Origin of the sequence: Pseudomonas morbosilactucae, assembly GCF_023241715.1 — a bacterium.
Taxonomy (GTDB): Bacteria; Pseudomonadota; Gammaproteobacteria; order Pseudomonadales; family Pseudomonadaceae; genus Aquipseudomonas; species Aquipseudomonas morbosilactucae.
This window is the reverse complement of sequence record NZ_JALQCW010000002.1, coordinates 116,492-132,790: the sequence shown is the minus strand read 5'-3', so window position 1 is coordinate 132,790 and position 16,299 is coordinate 116,492. Positions and strand designations below refer to the sequence as shown.

Here is a 16,299-nt window from a genome sequence, read left to right as displayed (position 1 = left end):
CATCCCTTGTAGGAGCCGGCTTGCCGGCGATGGCGGCCTTGAAATCGCTTATCGCTGGCAAGCAGCGCCCACAGGTTGGATATGTGGTTGGGCGGGACGCGGAGTGTCCGTGGCTGCATTCCCACGGGGGCCGTGGGAATGAGGAGGGCCGGGTGGCTCAGGGGCGGTGATGGCGCAGCAGTTCGATCTGTTCGGCGGGGATTTGTTGACGCAGGGTTTTGTACAGGGCGCGGGTTTCCAGAAGGTTCCAGATCCGCAGCATGGTTTCCAGGGCGTCCAGGGGCTTGCTGATAAAGTCCCGGGCGCCCAGCGCCAGGGCTCGCAGGCGGGTGTCGCGGGTGGCGTCGGCGGTCAGCACCAGAATCGGCAGGTAGTCGTTGGCCGGGATGCGTCGGTTGAGTTGCTCCAGCACGGCAAAGCCGTCGAACTCCGGCATGTGCAGGTCGAGGATCACCAGGTCCGGCTCAAAGCTGTTGAACAACTCCAGGGTGCGCAGCGGCTGGCTGCTGCTGAGCACGTTGTCCAGGCCCTCGCGGGCCAGCAGTTGCTCCATCAGGTCGAGGTTGGGCCGTTGGTCATCGACGATCAGGATGCGGAAATCGGCTTTCATACGGGCTCCGGTAAATGCTGCTCAAGGTGGGCGAGAAACGCCGGGATGTTCATGGGTTTGGTGAGGATCGCCGTGGCGCCGGCCTCGCGCAGGGTGCGTTGGGTCAGGTCGCTGACGTCGGCGGTGATCATCAGCACCGGGATCTGCGCGGTGGCCGGGCTGCCGCGCAGCCGTTGCAGGACTTCGAGCCCGGTCAGGTCCGGCAGGTTGACGTCCAGCAAGATCAACTGGGGCGCGTGCTGGCGGGCCAGGTCCAGCCCCAGTTGGCCTTGCATGCTCGACAGCAACTGCACCCCGGGGCGCCGTTGCAGCAGGGTTTCGATCAGCGCCAGGCTCGACAGGTTGTCTTCGATGCACAGCACCTTGCCCTGGTATTCGTGGGCCTGTGCCCGGGCCGGGCTGGGCAGCACCGGCAGCAGCGTACGCGTGGGCGCCAGCGGGTCCTGGACCCGGCTCAACGGCAACTCAAGGGTGAAGCAGCAGCCTTCGCCCGGGGTGCTGAGCACCGTCAACTGGCCGTCCATCATCTCCAGCAGGCTCTTGCTCAGCGCCAGCCCCAGCCCGGTGCCTTCGACTTTCGGGTCGGCATTCAGGCGTTCGAACGGTGTGAACAGGCGTTCCAGCTGGTCCAGGGGAATGCCCTGGCCCGTGTCCCAGACCCGCACCCGGGCGCGGGTGCCTTCGATCTCCACCGCAATCCGCACCTGACCCCCGGGGCGGTTGTACTTGATCGCGTTGGACAGCAGGTTCAGCAGGACCTGGATCAGCCGCTGATGGTCGGCCACCACCCCGGCGTCCGCTGCCAGGGGCGGCAAGGGCCGCAACTCGATCCCGGCGTCGGCGGCCATCGGTGAGACCAGGGTCAAGGCCTCGTGCAGCACGGCGTTGAGCGCAATAGGTTCGACGTTCAGCGGCAGGCGCCCGGCCTCGATGCGGGCGATGTCCAGGACCTCGTTGATCAGGGTCAGCAAGTGCTGGCCGGCTCGCAGGATATGCCCGACCTGGGGCCGCTGGGTGCTGTGGGAGTCCATGTCCAGAAGCTGGGCAAAACCGAGGATGGCGTTCAGCGGTGTGCGCAGTTCATGGCTCATGCGCGAAAGAAATTCACTCTTGGCGCGGCTGGCGCTTTCGGCTTCTTCGCGGGCGGTGCCCAGGGCGATTTCCGCGACGCGGCGGTCGCTGATGTCCCGGGTGATTTTCGAGAAACCGCGCAGGGCGCCGCTGGCGTCATATTGCGCGGTGATCACCACGCTGGCCCAGAAGCGGCTGCCGTCCTTGCGGCAGCGCCAGGCCTCTTCCATGTAATGGCCGTCGCGGGTGGCTTCGCGCAGGGCCATGTCCGGGTGCTGCGGGCACTCTTCGGGCAGGTAGAACACGGAAAAGTGCCGGCCGATGATTTCCTGCTCGCTATAGCCCTTGATCCGCTCGGCACCGACGTTCCAGGTGGTGACCCGGCCTGCGGTGTCGAGGGCGAAGATCCCATAGTCCTTGACCCCATCGATGATCAGCCGCAGGCGCTCTTCGTTATCGCGCAGGGCCCGCTCCCGCTCGGCCAGCAGTTGCCCGGCCTCCACCAGACGGGTGCCCAACTGGCCAATTTCGTCCTGCTCCGGTGCCTGGGGCAACAAAGGCTGGCCGAGGGCCAGGCGCTGGGCGTTGCCTTGCACTTGCTGGACCCGGGCGACGATGCCCCGGGACAGGAACAGCACTGCGACAATCGCCCCGAACACCCCGCTCATCGCTGCCAGCAAGGTGGCCATCAGCAGCCGGGTGCGGGTGGCCGTGGCGGCGGCGGTGCGTTCGGCGAGCAGTGCGTCTTCGAGCACGCGCATGGCGCTGATCTGCTCGCGCAGCACGTCCAGCACCTGTTTGTTGTCGATCAGGATTGCAGTGACCGTGGCGGTGTCGTCGCGGCTGCCGTTGCGCAGGGCGACCATGCCTTCAAGCTTGGTGTCGATCAGCGGGGTGATGATCGTCAGGTATTCGCGCATTCGCGTGTCCCGCACGTTGCGGTCCAGGCGTTGCAGGGCCGCGTCGATCTGCGGCTTGGCCTGTTGGTAGCCGGGCAGGAAGTCTTGGCGGCGGGTCAACAGGTAGCCGCGCACGCTGGCCGCGGCCTCGGCCAGCAGGGTGTGCACCGCCTGGATATCGCCCTGCACCAGCAGTACCCGGCGCACGTCTTCTTCGGCGCGGGCGGTCTGGCGTTCGGCGATGTAGATCAGCACCAGGGACGACAGCAGCACCACCAACGGCAGGGAGATCGCCACCAGCGCTTTGCCGCGCAGGGGCAGGTCGACCCAGCGCCGTGCAGTGAACAGGTTCATGGCCATTGCCCGCCGGGTTGGGCCACCAGGCCCAGGGCGATGCCACGCACCGCAGCCTGGGTGCGGTCAGCGGCGCCGAGCTTGCCGATTACCCGTTCCACATGGGCCTTGGCGGTGCCGGTGGTGATGCCCAGCTTCTCGCCGATTTCCCGGTTGCTGAAACCGCCGGCCACCAGCCCCAGCACCTGGCGCTCCCGGGGGGTTAGCGCCTGCGCCTGAGGCGTGCCGCTGCTGTTGCGTTCGGCCATGCGCCGCAACAGGCGGGCACTGACCGCGCTGTTCAAGGCTTCTTCACCCTGGCCCACGCGCTGCAGGGCGTTGATCACTTCGTCGCGGCTCGCGTCCTTGAGCAGGTAGCCCACGGCACCGGCGCCGATGGCGGCTTCCAGGTGATCAGGGCTGTCGTCCATGGTGAAGATCACCACCTTGATCTGCGGCTGCCGCTGTTGTAGCAGGCGCGCGGCGCCGAGGCCGTTGAGCACCGGCATGCGGATGTCGAGGATGGCGATGTCCGGTTGCAGGCGCTCGCACAGGGCCAGGGCTTCCTGGCCATCCTGGGCCTGGCCGACCACTTCGAACTCCGGGTTGCCGGCCAGCAAGGCGACAAAACCGGTGCGGGTGACTTCATGGTCGTCCGCCAGCACCAGGCGTAAAACGCGGTTCATAGGGCTTCCCCAATGGGTTGAAAGGGCACGCAGGCGTGCAGGCGAGTGCCGTCGCCGGGGCGGCTGGTCAGCTCCAGATGCCCGCCCAGCAGGCTGGCGCGCTCGGCCATGGCCACCAGGCCCAGGGATTGGACGCCGCGGGACTCCGAACGGGTCGGCAGGATAAAGCCGCAGCCGTTGTCCTGCACCTCCAGCCGCGCCTGGCCGTCATGCACGGACAGGCTCAGTTGCACCTGGCTGGCCCGGGCGTGTTTGAGAATGTTGTTGATGCCCTCCTGGGCAATGCGGAACAGGGCGATCTCCACGGCCCCCGGCAAGCGCTCGCCGCCCCGTTCGCCCCAGGACACGCCAAGGCCGGCATCGCGCAGGCGGTCGGCTTCCTTGTCCACGGCCTGCAGCAGGCCAAAGTCATCCAGCACGTTGGGCCGCAGGCCGCCGATCAATTGCCGGCCTTCGCCGACACAGCCCTTGGCCAGAACGAGGATGGTCTGCAACTCGGTGTCCAGTTCCGGCGGCAACGACGGGCAGCGCCCGGCAAACCCCTGGAGCCGCTGATGCAGGCCAGCCAGGGTTTGCGCCAGGCCGTCATGCAGGTCGTAGGCGACCCGTTTGCGCTCGTCTTCCTGGGCGCTGAACAGCCGATGCACCAGCTCCGACATGCTCCGCTCGCGGGCTTGCAGGGCGTCGAGCAGGCGGCTGTTTTCCAGGTGGGCGGCGAGCAGGGTGGCCAGCAGTTGCAGGGACTCGATGTCTTCGCGGTCTGGCGCGCTGAGGGCCACGCTGTTGGCCAGCAGCAGGGCGCCGAAAGCCCGGCCGTCGGCGGCGTGCAGCGGCACCTGGAGCACGTTGGGCAAGGCGCCGTCCGCCGGCTCCAGCCATTGCGCGTCGGCGGCGCCGGCATCGGCCAGGCGGTGCAGATCGGCCAGCCCCTCGCTGCCGCCGTGGCGGGCGCGGACCTGGGCCTGGCCGTTGGCGGTCCACTCCAGCAACACCCCGTGGTCCATGGCGACGAAGGCGCAGGCCCGTTGCAGGGCGCGCTGGCCCATGTCTGCGGGGGCCAGCCGGCTCAGTTCCTGGCCGGTGTCCACCAGCAGCCGCAGGCGCGCCGCACGGCTTTGCGATTGACGGTATTGGCTGCGAATCGCCAGGGCGCTGGCCGGGTCGTGGGGTGGACTTTGCATGCAGGGGTTCTCTTCTCAAGACAGGCCCGCGAAGGGGCAGGGCATTAGACCGTGTGGCTGGGGTTGCAGCCTATCTGCCGAATGGCATAGGCCGAAGGTTCCAGTTGGCCGATGGCGGCGACGGCGGCGGTTGGCAAAGTGTGGCTCATTGAAACCCAACTGGAGTCTGACCATGACCATGAAAATCACTGCCCTGGCCCTGTTCACCGTGCTCAGCGCACCCCTGGCCCAGGCCCTTGAAGCCACCCCTTATGTGTACCGCACCGTGGCCGAGCAGCCGCAGAATGTCCAGGACCGGGAAATCGCCGGGCTGTTTGACCGTTGGAACAGCGCCCTGAAGACCGGCAACCCACAGAACGTGGTGAGCCTCTACGCACCGAATGCGATCCTGCAGCCGACCGTGTCCAACCAGGTGCGCAGCACCCCGGCGCAAATCCAGGACTACTTCGAGCACTTCCTGGCGAGCAAGCCGGTGGGCCAGATCAACTACCGTGAAATCCGCCACCTGGGCCCGGACGCGGCCATGGACAGCGGCGTCTACACCTTCACGCTGACCGCCGCCGACGGCAAGACCCAGCACGTGCAGGCGCGCTACACCTTCCTGTATGAGCGCATCGGCGGGCAGTGGAAGATCCTCAACCACCACTCTTCGGCCATGCCGCAAGTGCAGCCGCAGCTGCAGGCCAGCCATCGCTGATTGCTTGCCCGACTGCCCACGCCGAGCCCTTGCTCGGCGTTGTGCGTTGTGGCCCTCAGCAATCGCTCCGATAACGGCCCGGCGTCATGCCGAACCAGCGCATGCAGGCCTTGTGAAAACTGCTCTGGTCGCGGAAGCCCAGCAGCGCGCCGATGTATTTGACGCTGCGCGCCGAGTTGCGCAGGAAGTTGTGGGCCAGCATCAGCCGCGCCTCGTCTTGCAGGGCCGAGAAGTGCACGTCTTCCTGGCCCAGGCGCCGTTGCAGGCTGCGGGCGCTGACCCCGATCACCTGGGCAATTTGCTCCAGGCCACCGGACGCGCCCTGGGCCAGGCGCTCGGCGAGAATGCGCCGCACCCGGGCGCTCATGGAGTCGTTGAGCAGCAGGTTGAGGTGACGCCGGGCGTACTCCATCAACAGCACATCCAGGGCCGGGTCGGCGGTGGGCAGAGCCGTGGCGCAATCCGCGGCGCTGAAAGTCAGGCTGTTATAGGGCGCGTTGAAGCTCAGCTCATCGCCCAGTAGCTGGCGCAGCGGGCGGCTGTCCGCCGGTTCCGGGTAGGTGAAGGCCACGGCCAGGGGTCGGGGTTTGTGCTGGGGCAGCAGCCAGTGCACCAGGCCGAGGATCTGCGCCATGACCGCATCGATAAAGGCCCGCGGCATCAGGGGCGGGCCCAGGGCGGCATCAAAACCGATGATCTTCAGTGCCTGGGGCTTGCGCTCCAGGCACAGGCGCAAACCGTTACTGGTCAAGGAGTGGTACTCCACCATCCGTTGCAGCGCCACGTCCAGGGTGGCGCAGGACATGAGGGCGTAACCGAGGCTCGCCAGGTGGGCGGGGTGAGCCTTGCCGTAGGCCAGCAGCCCCAGGTCGGGGTTGCCGCTCACGCGGGTGGCTTCGTGCAGCATTTGATAGACCAGTTCCAGCCTGACGCCCTTGGGGTTGCCATGAACCTCCTGGGGGTTGCTGCCGAACTGCCTGAGCAAGGCGTCGGGCTGGGCGCCGCCCTCGCGCATGACGTCGGCAAGCACCTGAAAGCGGGCGCAGGTCATTCTGTGCATGGTGATTCCTGGGTGATGGCTAAGTGATATCTGTGAGGCGGGCCGCATGATTGCAATAAACAAATGGGCGCAGTCGATTCGGCAGGCGAGTGGGGTTCCCAGGACAAACGAAAGGTCTCCGGGAACACTTCCAGGGGCGTGACCCAGGGTCGATCATGCGCACGTCGACCGCCGTGCCATGTGCATCTGCCGGCGCGCCACCATCGCCAATGGATTTGCCATGCAAAGCGTCAACGACTTTTACCTGCAGTTGTCCCAGGGGCGCCTGGTGCTGGCCTTCCAGCCGGTGATCTGGCTGCCCGACAGCAGCCGGGTGCTGTACCGGAGGGTTTGCTGCGGCATGTCGATGCCCGGGGTGACGGGGTCTACCCCTTTGCCATGCTGGAGAAGCACCAACTGATGCGCGAGCTGGACCGCAGCGTGGTCCATAGCGTTATCGAGTGCCTGCTCAAGGACCCGCTGCTGCGCCTGGGCTGCAATATCTCGGCGCAGAGCGCGATCATCGATGGCTTCTGGCACGACGTGTTGCGGCGCCTGGGTGATGAGCCTTCGGTGGCCTCGCGGCTGGTGATCGAGATCACCGAGAGCGCCACGCCCCCCAGTACCCAGGCGGCCATCGAGTTTGTGCTGTGCCTGCGTGAACTGGGCTGCCGGGTAGCCATCGATGACTTCGGTTCGGGCCTGGGCACCCTGGAGTTCATCCGCCGCACCCGGCCGGACATCGTCAAGATCGACCAGGGCTACCTGCGTCGCGCCCGGGGCGAACTCAACAGCGCCCAGACCCTCAGCCACCTGGTGCAGTTGTGCAAGACCCTGGCGCCGTGCGTGATTATCGAAGGCATTGAAACCGTCGCCGACCATGGGTTGGCCAGCGCCTGTGGCGGGGAGTGGGGGCAGGGCTACCTGTTTGGCCGACCGCAAGTGGACCGTCTCGGACAGCCTTGTCGCTTGCAGCGGCTGGGCCTGGAACCCAGCGTGGTGGATCAGCCCTAGGCTTGTGGCCAGGGCCGGTGTTGCTTATTCAGGCTGGGGCGCTGGCGGCTGTTCGGCGACGGGCGCTTGGGGGGGTGTGGCGCTGACCGGCTGGCCGGGTTGCTCCAAAGGTTCCACGCCTTCCAGCGGCTCCAACGGTGGGTGGTCTTTCATATTGACGTGCATGTTGCGCTTGGGCCGCTCCGGCTGGAGGGCATCGTAGGGCAGCAGCAGGGTGTCGACCACGATGTCCCCCGGCAGGGTTCCGATCATGATGATCGGGCACACCACCATGACCCAACAGCCGCCGGTGAGCATGCGCGCGTAGCCCATGTCGTAGCCGGTGACCAGTTGCGCACTGGTCTTGGTGCCCCGGTAATAGCGATCGTCGCGCCAGTCCATGCTGCCGCCACGTGCCATGTAGGTCCCGCAGCCGGACAGCAGCAGAGTGTTGAGCAGCAGTGCAGAGGTGAAGAGTCTGAACATGAAGTTTTTGTTGATAAGGGGTTTGTTAATCAAGGTTTTGATGATGAAGGTTCCGCGGTGATGGGACAGGCCGTGTGGCGGGCGACGCTTCAGTTATTCATCGCGTCGTAGGGCAGCAGGACGGTGTCGGTCACCACGTCCACCGGCAGGCTGGCAATCGCCACCACAGGGCAGACAATGGTCACCCAGCAGAACACGGTGGCGTAGCCTTCGTAGCCGCTGGAGCCGCGCATGGTCAGCAGTTCGACATTGGCCTGGGTGCCCCGGTAGTAGTCATAGCCACTGGAGGAGTTGGGGGTACGGGCGATCAGGGTGCCGCAGCCTGCCACGGACAGCAGGGACGCGAGAAGCAGAGGGGTGAGCGCTTTGATGATGCCATTCCTTAGCAAGGGGGTGATTTTTCCGCGCGCATAGTCGCAGAAGCCCGGGCCAGAGGCTAGATTGCTCGCTCATAAATCGATGCCGGAGTTTTTCATGGTGCGGTACAGCACCCTTGGCCAGCTGTTTGCCGAGGAACCCATGCCCTGGGGATTACGCGGCGACCCCTATCTGTGGCGAGCCATGGCCGAGCAGTTTGCCGATACGGCATTACCCGCCAGTGCCGAGGCACTGGAACAACTGATTGTCGAAGCCTTCGCCCGGCTGACCGGCAAGCCCCTCAGCACCCCGGGGCACTTCTTCGTCGAGCCCTTCGCCCACGGCGGCCTGTCCAGCGGCCAGGTCTCTACGGACTTCTGGCGCCACAGCGCGCTGCCGCTGTTGCGGACGCGTTGGGCCGAGGCCACCTCAGAGGCTTGAGGGAATCAGCGCCAACAGGTCGGTGTCACCCACGTCCACACCCGCCTGGGTCAGCAGGGTGGTGGCCTGGCCGCGATGGTGGGTCTGGTGGTTGAAGAAATGCAGCAACAGGCTGTAGAAGTTTCGCGCGCCCGCCAGCCCTTGCATGTTGCGGTATTCCAGGTCGTGGTCCAGGTCGGCTTCGCTGAGGCTGGCGGCCCAGTCGAGGATGAGCTGGTCCTGCCACTGACGCTGCTGCCACAGTTCGCGGATGTCACTGCACAGCAAAGTGCGCAGGTTCCCGGGCGTCGCCACGTCGTCCAGAGGCGCCAGAGCCGAGTGCTTGGCCGGGTGCTGGGCAAAGCGCTTGAGCCAGACCCGATCCCCCGCCAGCAGGTGATTCAAGGTGCCGAGAATCGACCCGAAAAAGGCCTGGCGCTCGGCGCTGATATCGGCGTCGGGCAGGGTCATGGCGGCGCTGTACAGGCGGTGGTTCATCCACTGGTTGTAGCGGGCCATCAGGCACAGTTGCTCGGTGCGGTTCACGGTTTTTTCCTGGAGGGGCAGGGCCATTGACGGCGAATGGCACAGCTTGGCAACCCAGGGAGCAACTGCGCAAGAAGTTGCGCACTTCAATCGCTCAATTAACCTGCTAAAAGGGCTGTAGGCCACGTCATTAAAGGGCTGCAGGGCAGTGCGCAAGAAGTTGCGCAGTACTGCGCAACTTCTTGCGCACTGGGCCCGGGGAAAACCGCGGAAAGGCAGTGAAAATGGGTCTGTATTTTATGTATCTATTTGATAAATAAAGAATATTTATGAATTGGCATGGGTTTTGATATCTCTAGGGCGTCCCTCAAGCCATTTGGCTTGTCGATCCCGCCCTTTTTTGCAAGGAGTGCATCCCATGGCTACACCCGCGTACATGTCCGTCACTGGCACCAAACAAGGCCTGATCACTGCTGGCGCCTTCACCGCCGACTCGGTGGGCAACACCTATCAGGAAGGCCACGAAGACCAGGTCATGGTCCAGGGCTTCCAGCACGAAGTGATCATTCCCCGTGACCCGCAATCCGGCCAACCCACCGGCCAGCGCGTACACAAGCCGGTGATCATCACCAAGGTTTTCGACAAGGCTTCGCCCCTGTTGCTGGCGGCCCTGACCTCGGGCGAGCGCCTGACCGAGATCGTTATCCACTGGTACCGCACGTCCGCTGCCGGTACCCAGGAGCACTACTTCACCACCACCCTTGAAGACGCGATCATCGTCGACATCAAGGACTACATGCACAACTGCCAGGACCCATCGAACGCCCACTTCACCCACCTGGAAGACGTGCACTTCACCTACCGCAAGATCACCTGGACCCACGAGGTTTCCGGGACTTCCGGTTCTGACGACTGGCGCACCCCGGTCGCGGGCTAAGGCGGTGCGGGCGTCTTTTTCGTTCTGGTCAAGACGCGCCGCTGCAGCGGGCCTTAGCGCCCGCCGCGCCTGATACCCCCCCTACGACTTCCTTCAAATCCCGGGCCGGCTGGCTGCGGGTGAGATGCTTTGATGACCACTGAAACTGCTGCTGAAACACCACGTGAACTCCAATTTGCGCCTGTTCCTCTGAGTGCGATCTACGTCGAGGATGTGGGCATGGAAAAGTACATGGTAATAGCCTAGATAGTTAAATTCCGGCAGTTGGATACACACTAAGAGATAGAGATTTGGCGCATGATGATGAAAGTAGTGTGGCTAAATATGTTGAAACAACTAGAGGGAAAAAAAAAGGTACTCGGCCAGCTACTTAGAGAAAGAGAATGTTGAAATGCAATTTGAGGCATCCGGAACTAAGCGTGAAATGCACCGTTGGCAAAATGAAAAAATTACCGAGTACAAGAAAAAAATGGTGGGGCAAGACCTCGGCTCAATAAAAGTGATTATTGAAGAAGGTTATTTATGAAATTTTGGATGTCGGGTGAAATTGATGTTGATCTGAATGGCAGCGAGAAGGTGGCTAGAAAAAAATTGAGCCTGTCATGAACGAATTATTATCTGGTGCATCAGTTGATAATGTAGAGAGGTGGTCGTTTATCTCAATAATTCTGTCTGAAAAATTTCTTGATGGAGTGCCGGAGATTGTAAGAAAAAACAACCGAAGAAAAGAGTTGGAATTTCGCTTGCACATATCGCATGGGGAGTTTAAGGAGTCTGATGAGCAGCATAGGATTTCAATGATGCTAGATGCAATTGAGCGTTCTATTGGTTTGATGGATAGTCTTAAAGTTAGCGATTCTAATAAGGAGATCTTTTTAGATGCTGTGAATGGTGCAAGAAGAAAGCTATTAGGTTGATTTTTTAATATATATGTGTGTGGTGAGTGCTTTTTTAAATTTGCTTGGGTTGCATGTGAAGTAGGGTTTTTAAAACGATCAAGGAAAATATGGCCGCACTATGCGAGAATTACCATAAAGACATTCATAAACCTTAAAGTGCACGACCATGAAAAAAGAAAAGCAGAGAGCGCTAGACTTAATAAGATCAAATATAGCCTCCTATGGCTACCATGTTTACGTGATCGCTGGCGGGCCGTTGCCGAGGTTTTCTTACACCATCGGCCTCAAGGAAGCTATAGGTTACGAGTTAATAATGCCGGGCTCTTATTTTTACTCCGCAAACGAAATAAAAAAAATTATTGATGGAGTGGCGGACTTAATAAAATCACAGCCATCTAAAATTGATTTAGAGTTAAAAATCAACTCTCTTGGCTCATTTAAACTTCGAAAAGCTGATGACTCCTGGACAAAAAAGTTGATGCTGGGAGCGCTGGACTTCTACAGCTTAGAAGAGATTTCTGCATTACAGATAATTCCAGACCCAGATCATTGGACGATTGATATACCTGATTTAAGTGAATCATGGAGCATCCACAAGGCACCAATTTGGCGCTGGCTAAATGAAGTCTGGAGTTGCCAATCAATTTCAGATCGATCTGTTGCCGTAACTAATCTTAGAGCGTTGCGTGGCGAAAAAATAACTGAAGCCACAAGATGGGAGGACGATCAATGGGAATTGTTCGCTGGTTCGGGTCCCGACACACTTCCTGCTGAAGTACGTGTAGTTCCACTTGGAATGTTTTTGGCTTTTGACACGTCTCTTATAAAGGTAGTCAACTTAGAACTCGGCCATGCACTTTGGCGTGACAAGCATGAAACAGAGTGGCACATCTGGGGTTGACATTCTCCTGTATCATTTCTATGCCTTGAGGGCGAAAAAGAGACGATAGAGTGTTTGGATATGCTTTTTTCAAAGGGCCTTGTTCTCGGTGCTGAGGAGTTGACTTCGTTGGCGCAGACAGCACGAAATCTGAATCGGCTAAGTATTGCAAAGTGTATTGAAGAAAAGTTGGTGTGAGAGGTTTGTGGCTTGAGTAAGTTGTAGGCTGTTAAATTGGTATTGTGAGGGTTTAGTTTTTGTTTTGAACGGTTGAAGCATTTTTATTAAGCTTGTGGTGGGCTACCTGCCGGGTTCGTGTTGATTAATATGGCGTAGGAAAAATACATGGATACTTCTCAGGCTAAGACATCCAGTGATCCATGTTTTAGCTGGGATGTGCTGGTCTCTCACTTAAAAGCTGCATACGAAAGTTTAGAGTCTCCGAGTTATTTGTTCTCACATACGTTTTTTGATAAGCAAAAATACCCTGAGGTTTTGCGGTTTCTTGAGGCTCATTATAATGTTAATGAAGACACTGAGCCGAATGCGGATGTGAGTTATTTGTATTTTATTGAGGGTGTAAAATTATCGGCTGTATTGCGAGTTTCATTTGTCGGGAAATATTTTTATCTGTCGTCATTGCTTGAAGATGGAGGCGAAGAGGAACCAAGTATCGAGTCTCTGAGCGACAGTTCTAAGGCATTACTAATGAAGCACATGCTTGATGCCGGGTTTGTGTTCACCTCAGGCAAAGTATTAAAGGAAAAGATAATATTTGCAGGGCAGCCAACAACTGTCTACTCGCTGCTTTATTCTTATGAGGATGAGCCTTCTTGGTTATAACTAAGCTGAGAGTGTGTTGTTTGTATTGATGTCGGTATTCGAAGTTGTGGTTAAGTGTGGCGCGCGATGCATGAGGATTAAATATTTTATCCATCGGGTTATTTGTCTATTTTTTGGTGTATTCAGTATATGGCAGCGGTAGGGAAAGATTTGAGCTTGGTTGAAAGAGTATTTTTGCCTCGATATGGAACGGGCATTTTTAGTGTTTGGGTCGGTGGTGATTTAGAGTCTCGGAAAATTTATCAGTGGTTGCTTGCATTCCTACAGGTAGTAATCGATGAATGATGAAGATATTTTGAATGATCTATTTGAAGCGAGCGGTGCTTTTTTTTGACGGAGATGAAAGCGGCGTAAGACGTTTGCTTCCATATATCTTAAAAAAAGAGGTGACTGACGGTATTCCGGTATTGTTTTATGTTGTTGATAACGTGGAGTTATTAGAGTTTCTGGCCGTTAATGGGGTTGATTTTTATCAGAGGACGGAGCTCGGAGGTGAGAGTTTACTTCATCAGGTATCGTTGGGTGATGAGAGTGACGTATTTGAGTGGGTACTTGGGTGGTATAAAGATAAAAACATTATAGATACTACGGATGATGCAGGAATTACCACACTTTCATCGCTGGTTAAATTTGGAAATGTGTCGCGCGCGACAAGGTTGATTGAGAGTGGAGCGGACCTAAAGTCTGTGGCTGAAAATGGATTGACGCCTGCTCTGCAGTCTGTTCTATGTCTTGATGGTGAAAAAGAAGGGATAGAATGTTTGAGTATGCTTTTTTCAAAAGGGCTCGCCCTCAATGTTGATGAGTTAACTTCGTTGGGGCAGACAGCGCGAAGTTTGAATCGGCTAAGTATTGCAAAGTATATTGATGAGAAGTTGGCTTAAAGGTTTCTAGTGTGAGAGGTTTATAGTCTGTTAAGTTGGTTGGCGTGGGGTTGTGAGGCTTTAGTGTTTAACTGCTTTATGTTGTCGTTACTAAAGTTGTAACGCTTGGTGGTCAAGGGGGAAGAGGTGGGGGTATTTGCTAAGTGAATAGGAATTTGGCTATTGATGGTGTTTGGGGTGGGTTATGGGGCGTTTTGTAAGGTTGGGAATAATTAATTGTTTGGTTAATAAGTACTTTGCGATTCTCTAGATTTTTTGTCGTTTAAGGTGCTTTGTTTTTTGGGTGGTTTGATTGTTTTATTATGAATAAGTGATAAGCGGGATGTGCGTGAGCTTATGGAAAAGAACTTTTTAGTTGAAGATAATGTCTGTGTTCAAAGTGGGTTTGAACAATATGACTTGCATAATTGTTTTTCATTGGTTGAGGTTTTGGTCGGTACTTACGATTGTTCGGCAATGTTGAGGTTCAAGTCGAATGACTATCATGCTATAAATCCGAATATTAATTTGGTGATGGTGTTTTTGTGTATTGATTACTTGGATATGATTTCTGGTGTTTTGAAGGGAACGCTCATGGATGTGGAGGAGTTGGGTTATAAATCACCGGATGACTTTGATCATGATTGGCTAGTGGCAGAGTGTAAAAGTAATAAAGAGTTTCACTTTTTTATTAGGTTGATAGGCGATGAATATATCAGGGTTCATGCGAAATCTGCAGAGTTGAGAATTGAATAACGCTATTGCTTGATCGGCAGTGTCTTCTGTAAATAGTCCGTCTGCTCGACTGTCTTGCTGTTGTTCTGCCAACTAGCGGCTCAGACTAGACCTTGTTTTTAAACTTTATGGATAATGAGCATTTGTGCCGATGATATGGCGCGCACAAGGAGATTTAAGTGAAAGAAGTAATTAAGTGCGCTCCATGCAGCGAACGGTAAAGGTGCGCGTAAGTCAATTGCGAAGCAAGCTGATATTTATGAAAATGCCACGTTAGCCAATGAGTTTTTCTCGGAGGAGTGCCTGGGCTTCATTGTCTACCTACTCTCAACTGAAGACTTGTTCAATAAGCCAGGCATTGAAATTTTTATAGTAAAGCTGGCTACTGATATGGATATTATCTCGGATGGCCAGAGGAAATTACTGTTAGATGCGTTGGGGAATAACTATCATAGTTATCTAAATATTGAATTGTGCTGGCACTTGGGTGATTTAGTTGCTCGGCATTACGATAAGGTCTCGGCTATGAGGTTTTTTCAGCAACAGTTCATTTCCGCAACATCTCAGGGTAAAGAAGGAATTGCTCTTGGGCTTGATATACTCACTCGGCAATCAAAGCGAGATCCCAGAGTTATGAAAGAAGTGAGTAGGATTTTGAGTAAGCCTGATTAAGAACTGAACTTGCTGAGCGACAATGATGGTAATGTTCCACATTACGAAAAAACGATTTCATCTCTGAATTTAGTAAATAGACAAGGATGTGCGATGAATATTTCAGAAAGAGTCTCTCTGTTTGTACTGTTAAATGCGTTTTACCGATTCGGTTGCATCCTTAAAGAAATGGGTGTTGATATGCCGAAAGAGGTTGCTTTGTTTATGGATGAGTTATGGGCTTGCCTTGTGTCTGGAAGTTCGAAATTAAATACTGCGTCTATTGACAGTGTAATCGATTCTACCGTGGTAGAAGAGCAAAATGCTGACTATATTGAAGTGCTCAGGAATTTTTATTTTTACGCGCTTTCAGATCTTATTGTGTTTTTTGCGGAGGGTGCTCCTGATGGTTTGAGTGCAGCGGAAAGCTCCATCATTGATGCCTATGATTATATGGCCGGTCAAAGATACATAGTTGAGAAAAAAGCGGGCAAAGCTGTTGTGTTAACTGACGAAGAAGAAGCTGAAATACTAACGGATCCAATGTTCGTTGGTGAGACGAACTCTTTGCAGTCGGACAGAGCCTTTGCAGAAAAAATCGTTGATTGGCAACACGCTTTAAAATTTCGCTGATGTGCTGAGGCTTGGAAGGTGTGCCTCTGTGTAGCAACGACTAATGCTGAGCGAGTTCACTCGGGGTTAACAAGGGGTGTAATTATTGTTTCAACCTAAGTGAGTAACATGTTGGGTGTCCGGTATCTTTAGTTTTTGGGCGTGTTGGGTTGTTGTTTTTGACGTTTTGATTGGGAAAGTTCAATGTCTTATTTTTTATCTTACTTTGAAGTTAAAAATAAAAAATCAGAAAATTACAAAGGTTTTTCAGAGGTTGGAAACTTTTCTATCCCTGCGGAGATTGATGGTGGAAATATCAGCGTTATTTACCAAGGAAAAATATACAAGGCAACCATTCTTACTGACTTGAGCAGGCAGTGTTCGAATGATTTGTTTTCGGACGTGGGGAGTCTCGAACGCACGATGTTATTGAGCTTCATACTGGAGAGATTGCAAAACGGCTGTGTTACCCCTTGTCTGGTCTCATTTATGGAGCCAAATGAAATACTGCATGTCGCTAAACAATGCTCGCTACAGGGTGACGACCTTGCAAGTTTTTTTTCATAAGCGACCAAAAACAGGGTTTTGCACCGAGATACTGGGTGCGCTTTAGTCGGGTGT

19 protein-coding genes and 1 pseudogene are annotated in these 16,299 nt (G+C 56.4%); 12 read left to right on the top strand and 8 right to left on the bottom strand.

Annotated features, from left to right (window positions below):
- Window positions 1-157: 157 nt before the first annotated feature.
- Genes M1B34_RS00745 through M1B34_RS00730 form a run of 4 tightly spaced genes read right to left on the bottom strand, consistent with a single transcriptional unit; the run spans window position 158 to window position 4,780 of the window.
- Window positions 158-610, bottom strand: coding sequence for a response regulator (locus tag M1B34_RS00745; protein WP_268260894.1), 453 nt, complete (start codon window positions 608-610; stop codon window positions 158-160).
- Window positions 607-2,934, bottom strand: a complete 2,328-nt coding sequence (locus M1B34_RS00740) for an ATP-binding protein (RefSeq protein ID WP_268264169.1) — start codon at window positions 2,932-2,934, stop codon at window positions 607-609. Before M1B34_RS00740 ends, M1B34_RS00745 begins: the two co-directional genes overlap by 4 nt.
- Entirely contained in the window at window positions 2,931-3,599 is a 669-nt protein-coding gene (locus M1B34_RS00735) for a response regulator (RefSeq protein ID WP_123335778.1), read from the bottom strand. Before M1B34_RS00735 ends, M1B34_RS00740 begins: the two co-directional genes overlap by 4 nt.
- A complete protein-coding gene (locus tag M1B34_RS00730) occupies window positions 3,596-4,780 on the bottom strand; it encodes a sensor histidine kinase (RefSeq protein ID WP_268264168.1) in 1,185 nt (394 codons plus the stop codon). Before M1B34_RS00730 ends, M1B34_RS00735 begins: the two co-directional genes overlap by 4 nt.
- A 172-nt stretch (window positions 4,781-4,952) precedes the next feature.
- On the opposite strand from M1B34_RS00730, the gene M1B34_RS00725 reads away from it, so the two are divergent.
- Window positions 4,953-5,477, top strand: a complete 525-nt coding sequence (locus tag M1B34_RS00725) for an SgcJ/EcaC family oxidoreductase (protein ID WP_268264167.1) — start codon at window positions 4,953-4,955, stop codon at window positions 5,475-5,477.
- Between the two features lie 55 nt (window positions 5,478-5,532).
- Here the strand turns inward: M1B34_RS00725 and M1B34_RS00720 are convergent, their stop codons facing one another.
- The gene (locus M1B34_RS00720) at window positions 5,533-6,537 is read right to left on the bottom strand and encodes an AraC family transcriptional regulator (protein WP_268264166.1); all 1,005 of its coding nucleotides are present in this window, start codon (window positions 6,535-6,537) and stop codon (window positions 5,533-5,535) included.
- A 220-nt stretch (window positions 6,538-6,757) separates the two neighbouring features.
- On the opposite strand from M1B34_RS00720, the pseudogene M1B34_RS00715 reads away from it, so the two are divergent.
- Window positions 6,758-7,530 (top strand): annotated as a pseudogene (locus tag M1B34_RS00715) (EAL domain-containing protein).
- Window positions 7,531-7,554: 24 nt separating this feature from the next.
- Here the strand turns inward: M1B34_RS00715 and M1B34_RS00710 are convergent.
- The gene (locus M1B34_RS00710) at window positions 7,555-7,995 is read right to left on the bottom strand and encodes a YceK/YidQ family lipoprotein (RefSeq protein WP_268264165.1); all 441 of its coding nucleotides are present in this window, start codon (window positions 7,993-7,995) and stop codon (window positions 7,555-7,557) included.
- A gap of 89 nt (window positions 7,996-8,084) precedes the next feature.
- The gene (locus M1B34_RS00705) at window positions 8,085-8,384 is read right to left on the bottom strand and encodes a YceK/YidQ family lipoprotein (RefSeq protein WP_268264164.1); all 300 of its coding nucleotides are present in this window, start codon (window positions 8,382-8,384) and stop codon (window positions 8,085-8,087) included.
- Window positions 8,385-8,469: 85 nt separating this feature from the next.
- Between M1B34_RS00705 and M1B34_RS00700 the strand changes: the two genes are divergently transcribed.
- Window positions 8,470-8,793, top strand: coding sequence for a hypothetical protein (locus M1B34_RS00700; RefSeq protein WP_268264163.1), 324 nt, complete (start codon window positions 8,470-8,472; stop codon window positions 8,791-8,793).
- On the opposite strand, the gene M1B34_RS00695 is transcribed toward M1B34_RS00700, so the two are convergent.
- A complete protein-coding gene (locus M1B34_RS00695; protein ID WP_268260888.1) occupies window positions 8,782-9,318 on the bottom strand; it encodes a DinB family protein in 537 nt (178 codons plus the stop codon). The genes M1B34_RS00700 and M1B34_RS00695 overlap by 12 nt on opposite strands.
- Before the next feature lie 358 nt (window positions 9,319-9,676).
- Between M1B34_RS00695 and M1B34_RS00690 the strand changes: the two genes are divergently transcribed.
- The 9 genes from M1B34_RS00690 to M1B34_RS00650 all read left to right on the top strand — a co-directional run bounded on the left by M1B34_RS00690 (window position 9,677) and on the right by M1B34_RS00650 (window position 16,245).
- On the top strand, window positions 9,677-10,195 hold the full coding sequence (locus M1B34_RS00690; RefSeq protein ID WP_123335791.1) for an Hcp family type VI secretion system effector: 519 nt from the start codon (window positions 9,677-9,679) through the stop codon (window positions 10,193-10,195).
- Between the two features lie 391 nt (window positions 10,196-10,586).
- A complete protein-coding gene (locus M1B34_RS00685) occupies window positions 10,587-10,721 on the top strand; it encodes a hypothetical protein (RefSeq protein ID WP_268264162.1) in 135 nt (44 codons plus the stop codon).
- Between the two features lie 76 nt (window positions 10,722-10,797).
- Complete coding sequence (locus tag M1B34_RS00680) at window positions 10,798-11,112, top strand: hypothetical protein (RefSeq protein ID WP_268264161.1); 315 nt, start codon at window positions 10,798-10,800, stop codon at window positions 11,110-11,112.
- 148 nt (window positions 11,113-11,260) lie between these two features.
- Window positions 11,261-11,995 carry a DUF4262 domain-containing protein gene (locus M1B34_RS00675; RefSeq protein ID WP_268264160.1) on the top strand — a complete coding sequence of 245 codons (735 nt, stop codon included), beginning with the start codon at window positions 11,261-11,263 and terminating at the stop codon, window positions 11,993-11,995.
- 324 nt (window positions 11,996-12,319) lie between these two features.
- Window positions 12,320-12,817: a hypothetical protein gene (locus tag M1B34_RS00670; RefSeq protein ID WP_268264159.1), complete on the top strand. Its 498-nt coding sequence runs from the start codon at window positions 12,320-12,322 to the stop codon at window positions 12,815-12,817.
- A gap of 299 nt (window positions 12,818-13,116) precedes the next feature.
- Window positions 13,117-13,701 (top strand): ankyrin repeat domain-containing protein, encoded by a 585-nt coding sequence (locus M1B34_RS00665; protein ID WP_268264158.1) that lies wholly within the window; start codon window positions 13,117-13,119, stop codon window positions 13,699-13,701.
- A 336-nt stretch (window positions 13,702-14,037) separates the two neighbouring features.
- A complete protein-coding gene (locus M1B34_RS00660; RefSeq protein ID WP_268264157.1) occupies window positions 14,038-14,436 on the top strand; it encodes a hypothetical protein in 399 nt (132 codons plus the stop codon).
- Between the two features lie 744 nt (window positions 14,437-15,180).
- Window positions 15,181-15,699 (top strand): hypothetical protein, encoded by a 519-nt coding sequence (locus M1B34_RS00655; protein WP_268264156.1) that lies wholly within the window; start codon window positions 15,181-15,183, stop codon window positions 15,697-15,699.
- Between the two features lie 183 nt (window positions 15,700-15,882).
- Window positions 15,883-16,245 (top strand): hypothetical protein, encoded by a 363-nt coding sequence (locus M1B34_RS00650; protein WP_268264155.1) that lies wholly within the window; start codon window positions 15,883-15,885, stop codon window positions 16,243-16,245.
- The last annotated feature ends 54 nt before the right edge of the window (window positions 16,246-16,299 follow it).

Excerpts from the sequence above, each read along its gene's own strand:
- M1B34_RS00735 (WP_123335778.1), bottom strand. The coding sequence starts at position 3,599 with ATGAACCGCGTTTTACGCCTGGTGCTGGCGGACGACCATGAAGTCACC.
- M1B34_RS00665 (WP_268264158.1), top strand. The coding sequence starts at position 13,117 with ATGATCTATTTGAAGCGAGCGGTGCTTTTTTTTGACGGAGATGAAAGC.
- M1B34_RS00685 (WP_268264162.1), top strand. The coding sequence starts at position 10,587 with ATGCAATTTGAGGCATCCGGAACTAAGCGTGAAATGCACCGTTGGCAA.
- M1B34_RS00690 (WP_123335791.1), top strand. The coding sequence starts at position 9,677 with ATGGCTACACCCGCGTACATGTCCGTCACTGGCACCAAACAAGGCCTG.
- M1B34_RS00720 (WP_268264166.1), bottom strand. The coding sequence starts at position 6,537 with ATGCACAGAATGACCTGCGCCCGCTTTCAGGTGCTTGCCGACGTCATG.
- M1B34_RS00675 (WP_268264160.1), top strand. The coding sequence starts at position 11,261 with ATGAAAAAAGAAAAGCAGAGAGCGCTAGACTTAATAAGATCAAATATA.
- M1B34_RS00745 (WP_268260894.1), bottom strand. The coding sequence starts at position 610 with ATGAAAGCCGATTTCCGCATCCTGATCGTCGATGACCAACGGCCCAAC.
- M1B34_RS00740 (WP_268264169.1), bottom strand. The coding sequence starts at position 2,934 with ATGAACCTGTTCACTGCACGGCGCTGGGTCGACCTGCCCCTGCGCGGC.
- M1B34_RS00700 (WP_268264163.1), top strand. The coding sequence starts at position 8,470 with ATGGTGCGGTACAGCACCCTTGGCCAGCTGTTTGCCGAGGAACCCATG.
- M1B34_RS00730 (WP_268264168.1), bottom strand. The coding sequence starts at position 4,780 with ATGCAAAGTCCACCCCACGACCCGGCCAGCGCCCTGGCGATTCGCAGC.
- M1B34_RS00725 (WP_268264167.1), top strand. The coding sequence starts at position 4,953 with ATGACCATGAAAATCACTGCCCTGGCCCTGTTCACCGTGCTCAGCGCA.
- M1B34_RS00660 (WP_268264157.1), top strand. The coding sequence starts at position 14,038 with ATGGAAAAGAACTTTTTAGTTGAAGATAATGTCTGTGTTCAAAGTGGG.
- M1B34_RS00670 (WP_268264159.1), top strand. The coding sequence starts at position 12,320 with ATGGATACTTCTCAGGCTAAGACATCCAGTGATCCATGTTTTAGCTGG.
- M1B34_RS00680 (WP_268264161.1), top strand. The coding sequence starts at position 10,798 with ATGAACGAATTATTATCTGGTGCATCAGTTGATAATGTAGAGAGGTGG.
- M1B34_RS00650 (WP_268264155.1), top strand. The coding sequence starts at position 15,883 with ATGTCTTATTTTTTATCTTACTTTGAAGTTAAAAATAAAAAATCAGAA.
- M1B34_RS00655 (WP_268264156.1), top strand. The coding sequence starts at position 15,181 with ATGAATATTTCAGAAAGAGTCTCTCTGTTTGTACTGTTAAATGCGTTT.
- M1B34_RS00710 (WP_268264165.1), bottom strand. The coding sequence starts at position 7,995 with ATGTTCAGACTCTTCACCTCTGCACTGCTGCTCAACACTCTGCTGCTG.